This window comes from Burkholderia sp. HAN2018 (genome assembly GCF_024704855.1).
In the GTDB taxonomy this organism is placed as follows: domain Bacteria; phylum Pseudomonadota; class Gammaproteobacteria; order Burkholderiales; family Burkholderiaceae; genus Burkholderia; species Burkholderia cepacia.
Genome location: NZ_QOBB01000398.1, coordinates 1 through 3,502 on the forward strand (window position 1 = coordinate 1; position 3,502 = coordinate 3,502).

Here is a 3,502-nt window from a genome sequence, read left to right on the forward strand (position 1 = left end):
CGGCCCGAAGCCGCGGTGGCCGGCGCATGAGCACCGCGTCGCCGCTTCACGACGGGCCCGTCGCGGCGTCTGCGTTCGATGCGCCGGCCCCGGCGCCGGAACCGGCCGCGCAACCGGTGCGCGGCATCCGGCTCGCGCTGCTGACGTTCGCGCTGTCGCTCGCGACCTTCATCGAGGTGCTCGACTCGACCGTGACGAACGTCGCGGTGCCGGCGATCTCCGGCAGTCTCGGCGTATCGAACAGCCAGGGCACGTGGGTGATCAGTTCGTATTCGGTCGCGGCCGCGATCGCGGTGCCGCTGACGGGCTGGCTCGCGCGCCGCGTCGGCGAACTGCGGCTGTTCGTCGGCGCGGTGCTGCTGTTCACGCTGACGTCGCTGCTGTGCGGGCTCGCGCGCGACCTGCACGTGCTCGTGATCTGCCGCGCGCTGCAGGGGCTGTGCTCGGGGCCGATGGTGCCGCTGTCGCAGACGATCCTGCTGCGCACGTTCCCGCCGGACAAGCGCACGATCGCGCTCGCGCTGTGGGCGATGACGGTGCTGCTCGCGCCGATCTTCGGGCCGGTGGTCGGCGGCTGGATCGTCGACAACTTCTCGTGGCCGTGGATCTTCCTGATCAACCTGCCGATCGGGCTGTTCTCGTTCGCGGTCTGCACCGCGATGCTGCGCCCCGACGCGCAACGCGGCACGGCCGGCCCGATCGACGTGCCGGGCATCGTGCTGCTCGTGATCGGCGTCGGCTCGCTGCAGGCGATGCTCGATCTCGGCCATGATCGCGGCTGGTTCGGGTCGCCGCTGATCGTCACGCTGGCGGTGGTCGCAGGGCTCGCGATCGTGTCGCTGCTGATCTGGGAAGCGGGCGAGGCGCATCCCGTCGTCGACCTGAGCCTGTTCCGCGATCGCACGTTCTCGTTCTGCGTGCTGATCATCTCGCTCGGGATGATGAGCTTCTCGGTGGTCGGCGTCGTGTTTCCGCTGTGGATGCAGGCCGTGATGGGCTACAACGCGTTTCACGCGGGGCTCGCGACGGCGTCGCTCGGCGTGCTCGCGCTGGTGTTCTCGATCCTCGTCGGGCTGCATGCGCATCGCTTCGACGCGCGCGTGCTCGCGACCTTCGGCTTCCTCGTGTTCGCGGCCGTGCTCGCGTGGGATGCGCATTTCACGCTGAAGATGACGTTCGCGCAGATCGCCGCGCCGGGGCTGATCCAGGGGATCGGGCTGCCGTGCTTCTTCATTCCGCTGACGGCCGCGACGCTGTCGCGCATTCCGGACGACCGGCTCGCCGCCGCGTCGAGCCTGTCGAACTTCCTGCGCACGCTGTCGGCCGCGTTCGGCACCGCGATGAGCGTGACGCTGTGGGACAACCGCGCGACCTATCACTACGACGTCGTGTCGCAATCCGTCACGCACGCATCGGCGAATACGCAGCGCTTCGTGCACACGCTGAACGCGATGGGCGTGGACGGCGTGCGCGAGCTGACGACGCTGCACCAGGTCGTGATGCAGCAGGCCTACATGATGGCGACCAACGACATGTTCTGGATGGCGAGCATGACGTGTCTCGCACTCGCGGCGATGATGTGGCTGACGCGGCCGAAGCGTGGCGCGGCCGCGTCGTTCGGGCATTGAGGAGAGGAACATGACGACACTCGGCGCACTCGTGATCCTGTATCACCCGAGCGACGCGCAGCTCGACGCGCTCGGCACCTGGCGGCACGCGTGCGATGCGCTGCTCGTCGTCGACAACACGCCGCAGCCCGATGCGCGGGCCCGCGAGCTGTGCGCGCGCGAGGGCATCGCGCTGCTGCATCACGGCAATCGCGGCGGCATTGCCGGCGCGTACAACGCGGGCCTCGCGGCGCTGTTTCGCGACCGCGTCGATGCCGTCGCGCTGTTCGACCAGGATTCGTCCGTGCCCGCCGCGTATTTCCCCGCGATGCGCGACGTCTGCGCCGGGCTCGCGGGGCGCGCGTTCCTGGCCGGCCCGCGCATTTTCGACGAGAACGCGCGCAGTTTCCTGCCCGAACTCTCGACCAACGGGATCGGGCTGCGCCGCTTGCGCATCGAGCCGGGCGCGCCGCTGCAGCGTTGCGCGTTCCTGATCTCGTCGGGCTGCGTCGTGTCGCGCGATGCGTTCGACGTGCTCGGCCGCTTCGACGAGACGCTGTTCATCGATCATGTCGACACCGAGTACAGCTTTCGCGCGCTGGCGCGCAACGTGCCGCTTTATGTCGTGCCGTCGCTGGTGCTGCCGCACCGGATCGGCGCGAAGCAGCGTCACGCGATCGGCCCGTTCGAAATGACGTCGATGAATCACTCGTGGCAACGGCGCTACTACAGCGCACGCAATGCGGTGCAGCTCGGGATGCAGTACGGGCTGCGCTTTCCGGTGGCGATCGTGCCGAACCTGCTGACCGTGTGGCAGGTCGTGCAGATCGCGCTCGTCGAACGCGACAAGCGCGCGAAGCTCGCCGGCATCCTGTTCGGCATCGCGGACGGCCTGTTCGGTCGGCTCGGCCCGCTCGAGCGCACGCGGCCGCGGCTGGCCGAGCGGGCGCGGCGCGTCGAGCGGCGCATTCAGCAGGGATGAGGAGCGAGATGCGGCGTGTGAAACAAGCAGCGGGTTGGGCGCATCGCATGAAGGGCGGCACGGTGATCGTTGCCGCGGCGATGTCGCTGGCACTGGGCGGATGCGTACCGACGGGCTTCCTGCCGTCGCTGTCGTTGCACGCGCCGGCCGACGATGCGCTCGCGCAGACGGCCGGCCCCGGCGTGAACGGCGCGTGGCCCGCGCCCGACTGGGTGAAGCAGTTGCAGGATCCGCAGCTCGACGCGCTGGTCGCCGAGGCATCGCAGAACAACCCCGACCTGCAGGTTGCGCAGGCGCGGCTGCGGATCGCGCAGGCGCAGCTTCAGCAGTTCGATTCGTTGACGGGGCTGACGGGCACGGCCGGCGCAACGGTCAGCCGCGCGCGGATGCCGAAGCCGGGCGACGACGTCGCCAACGTGTCGGTCGGCGGCTATCGCGTGCCGGTCGAGATTTTCGGCGATCCGAACGTATCGCCGTCGTCGGTGTTCGTCGGGCTCAATTACCAGCTCGACCTGTGGGGCAAGAACCGCGCCGCGACGAAGAGCCTGATGTCGCTGCGTGAAGCGGCGCGGGTCGAGGCCGAGCAGGTGCGGCTCACGCTGGCGGTCGCGATCGTCACCGTGTACTGCCAGCTCGACCAGGCCTATGCGATGCAGGAACTGCTGCAGCAGAAGCTGAAGGTGAGCCAGCGCGTGACGACCGTGCTGCGCGAGCGCACCGCGCGCGGGCTCGACAACGCGTACGACGCGAGCGATGCCGCGATCAAGCGCAGCAAGCTGCTCGCGCAGATCGCGCAGAACGACGAGCAGATCAAGCTCGCGCAACTGCAGCTCGGCGTGCTGTCGGGCCGCGGCCCGGAGCGCGGGCTCGCGCTGCAGCGGCCGCGCGTCGGCGCATTTGCCGGCGGCGCGCT

At 69.5% G+C, this 3,502-nt stretch carries 3 protein-coding genes; all 3 read left to right on the top strand.

The genetic code is table 11. The features are described 5' to 3' along the window. The first annotated feature begins 26 nt into the window (after nucleotides 1-26). Nucleotides 27-1,628 carry a DHA2 family efflux MFS transporter permease subunit gene (locus tag DPV74_RS40030; RefSeq protein ID WP_119339195.1) on the top strand — a complete coding sequence of 534 codons (1,602 nt, stop codon included), beginning with the start codon at nucleotides 27-29 and terminating at the stop codon, nucleotides 1,626-1,628. A 10-nt stretch (nucleotides 1,629-1,638) separates the two neighbouring features. Continuing rightward, on the top strand, nucleotides 1,639-2,589 hold the full coding sequence (locus DPV74_RS40035) for a glycosyltransferase family 2 protein (RefSeq protein WP_060173708.1): 951 nt from the start codon (nucleotides 1,639-1,641) through the stop codon (nucleotides 2,587-2,589). A 47-nt stretch (nucleotides 2,590-2,636) separates the two neighbouring features. Further along, nucleotides 2,637-3,502: TolC family protein (locus tag DPV74_RS40040; RefSeq protein WP_374709019.1), on the top strand; the 866-nt coding region annotated here is incomplete at its 3' end.

Coding starts and splice junctions, on each gene's coding strand:
- DPV74_RS40030 (WP_119339195.1), top strand. CDS start 27: ATGAGCACCGCGTCGCCGCTTCACGACGGGCCCGTCGCGGCGTCTGCG.
- DPV74_RS40035 (WP_060173708.1), top strand. CDS start 1,639: ATGACGACACTCGGCGCACTCGTGATCCTGTATCACCCGAGCGACGCG.